The organism is Streptomyces sp. NPDC018019, from assembly GCF_044327805.1.
Taxonomy (GTDB): Bacteria; Actinomycetota; Actinomycetes; order Streptomycetales; family Streptomycetaceae; genus Streptomyces.
The window spans coordinates 1-2,369 of the sequence record NZ_JBIRGD010000074.1 but is presented as its reverse complement, the minus strand read 5'-3'; the positions used below and the strand labels follow the sequence as shown (position 1 = coordinate 2,369).

The window sequence follows — 2,369 nt, the reverse complement described above, 5'->3', positions numbered from 1 at the left end:
GCGCCCGCTGACCTGGCTCATCCACATCGACGTGGCCGGGATCGGCGACGTGCAGGCCGGCGGAGTGCACCTCCACCACTACGTGTGGGGAATCCTGCTGCTCGCGGTGGTGGGCGCGGCGAGCCTGGCCGAACGTTCGGCGCGGGCACGCGCCTGGCTGGGGCTGGCCTACGGGGTTGGCCTGGCCCTGGTCGTCGACGAGGCGGCGCTGCTGATCAGCCTGGAAGACGTGTACTGGGACACCGAGGGCGGAATCAGTATCGCCCTGGCCATCGCCCTGATCGCCATCGTCGGCAGCGTCCTGGCATCCACCCGGGGCAGCGCGCCTCCAGAGATGATCCGGACGATGACGGCTGACACTCGGGAGCAAGGAACCGGACAGCCGCACAGGACTGGTGCGCCGACGCCGACGCCGACGGTGCTCCGGATGTCGCCCGCGGTCGGTCAGCTCGGAGTGGACTCGTTCCCGTCGGAGTGCGGGTTCACGGACGTGCTTTGCAGGTGCGTACGGGCTTGAACGCGGCCGTGTGCGTTCACACGGAGCCGCCAGCAGTACGCTCCACACCGTGGAACCAAAGATCGAGACGTATACCGAACTGGCGGCCCGGGTGAGAAACGGCCCCCCGCGCTGCGGGCCGGTCCGCCTCATCGCCGTCGACGGCCCCGGAGGTTCGGGCAAGAGCACGTTCGCCCAGCGGCTCGCTGCTGCCCTCGGCGGCGCCCAGACCGTACCCACCGACGACTTCGCCTCCTGGGAGGACCCCTTGGGATGGTGGCCCAGGCTGGAGGAACAGGTGCTCGGGCCGCTGGGAACCGGGAGAGCGGGCCGGTACCAGCGCTACGACTGGGGCCGGCGAGAGCCGGCCGAATGGCACGACGTCCCGATCGCCGAAGCGGTCATCCTCGAAGGCGTCTCGTCGTCGCGCCTGTCCGTCGCCGACCGGCTCACCTGTGCCGTGTGGATCGAGAGCCCACGAGCGGTCAGGCTCCGTCGCGGACTGGAACGCGACGGAGACGAGGCACTGCCGCTCTGGCACACCTGGATGGCACAGGAAGACCGGCACTTTGCTCAGGACAACACCGTTCGACGGGCCGATGTCGTCGTCGACGGGAGTCCGCTGATTCCCCATGACCCGGACAGCGCCTTCGTCAGACTGCGTTGACCGACCTCCTCGGACCGGCCACGAGACAACTCCGGTTCACCGGATCAGTTCGGCGGTGGCCGCCAGCGGTAGCCGGCGGCCCCCGAAGGCCGGGCAGTGCTCCTTCGTCTAATCGCCGGCGGACTGCGGGGCGTTGCGGCGCCGGTCGTATGTAAGGAAGGCCGCTCCGCTCCGAAGGACGGTGTGGTCGCTGAGCGTCCAGAGGTCGGGTGCGAAGGCCGCGCTCCGCCCGAAGAGCGGTATGCCGGAGCCGATGGTGAGCGGGCTGAGCTTGACGACCAGGCGGTCGATCTCGCCGTACAGCGCACCGGCCAGTTCCGCGCCCCCGACGAGCCAGATGTCCTTCCCGTCGAGCTGCTTCAGCTCCCGCACCGTTGCCACCGGGTCGTCGGCGACGAGCTCGACACCGGGGTCCGGGCTCTCGGTCAGGGTGCGGGAGAAGACCAGGTGCCGGAGGTGGGGGTAGGCATTGGCCACGCCGGCCGCGAGGCCGACCTCGTAGCTCCTGCGCCCTTCGAGGACGGTGTCGAACCGGGTGCCTTCGGCCGTCACGCCGAGGGCGGCCCGGGCCGGGCCGGGCAGAGTCTCGGGGTACTCCTCGATGAGGTGCTGGAGGTAGTCCTGTTCTGGGGACCAGAAGCCGCCGGGGCCGGTGGGGTCGGAACCGTCGGGACCCGCGATGAAACCGTCGAGTGTGAGGGCGACGCAGTACACGAGTGTGCGCATGGTGAAACCTTCGTTGGTCGTCGTGCTGGGCGATGGTGACGGGGCCGGCCGAGATGGATGTCCGTAGGCCGTGGGTGTGTGCTCAGGACGCGTCTGGCGTCGCCCACTCGACGAACTGGACCACGACCCCGTTGGGATCGGTGATCTGGAAAAGCCGTTCCCCCCAGGGCTCTTCGCGCAGCGGCATGGTGATCTCCACGCCCTCGGCGCGCAGCCGCTCCTCCTCATCCTGGATGCCGACGGTGGTGAAGGCGACGATCAGGCCGGAGGCGCGCTGGTCGCGCTGGTCGGGCGGCAGCACCTGGTTGCCGCGGGCGAGCAGAACGATGTCCACGGCCGCGTCCTGGCGTGTCAGGGAGGCGAAGCCGTCGGCGCCGGCCTGTTCCGTGTAACCGAGGTGGGTGGTGAAGAACCGCTGGGAGGCGGCGACGTCATCGACGGTGAGCGAGACGGTGGAGGCGGTGATCTGCAAGGTGTTTT

At 69.6% G+C, this 2,369-nt stretch carries 3 protein-coding genes and 1 pseudogene; 2 read left to right on the top strand and 2 right to left on the bottom strand.

What is annotated here, in order from left to right; all coding sequences use genetic code 11:
• Both ACH4FX_RS43170 and ACH4FX_RS43165 read left to right on the top strand, forming a co-directional pair.
• A pseudogene (locus tag ACH4FX_RS43170) lies at positions 1 to 517 on the top strand (hypothetical protein); the annotation flags it as partial.
• Between the two features lie 49 nt (positions 518 to 566).
• Complete coding sequence (locus ACH4FX_RS43165; RefSeq protein ID WP_398487395.1) at positions 567 to 1,163, top strand: uridine kinase; 597 nt, start codon at positions 567 to 569, stop codon at positions 1,161 to 1,163.
• A gap of 108 nt (positions 1,164 to 1,271) precedes the next feature.
• On the opposite strand, the gene ACH4FX_RS43160 is transcribed toward ACH4FX_RS43165, so the two are convergent.
• Positions 1,272 to 1,889 (bottom strand): dihydrofolate reductase family protein, encoded by a 618-nt coding sequence (locus ACH4FX_RS43160; protein WP_398487394.1) that lies wholly within the window; start codon positions 1,887 to 1,889, stop codon positions 1,272 to 1,274.
• 82 nt (positions 1,890 to 1,971) lie between these two features.
• The gene (locus ACH4FX_RS43155) at positions 1,972 to 2,361 is read right to left on the bottom strand and encodes a VOC family protein (protein WP_398487397.1); all 390 of its coding nucleotides are present in this window, start codon (positions 2,359 to 2,361) and stop codon (positions 1,972 to 1,974) included.
• Positions 2,362 to 2,369 lie beyond the last annotated feature (8 nt).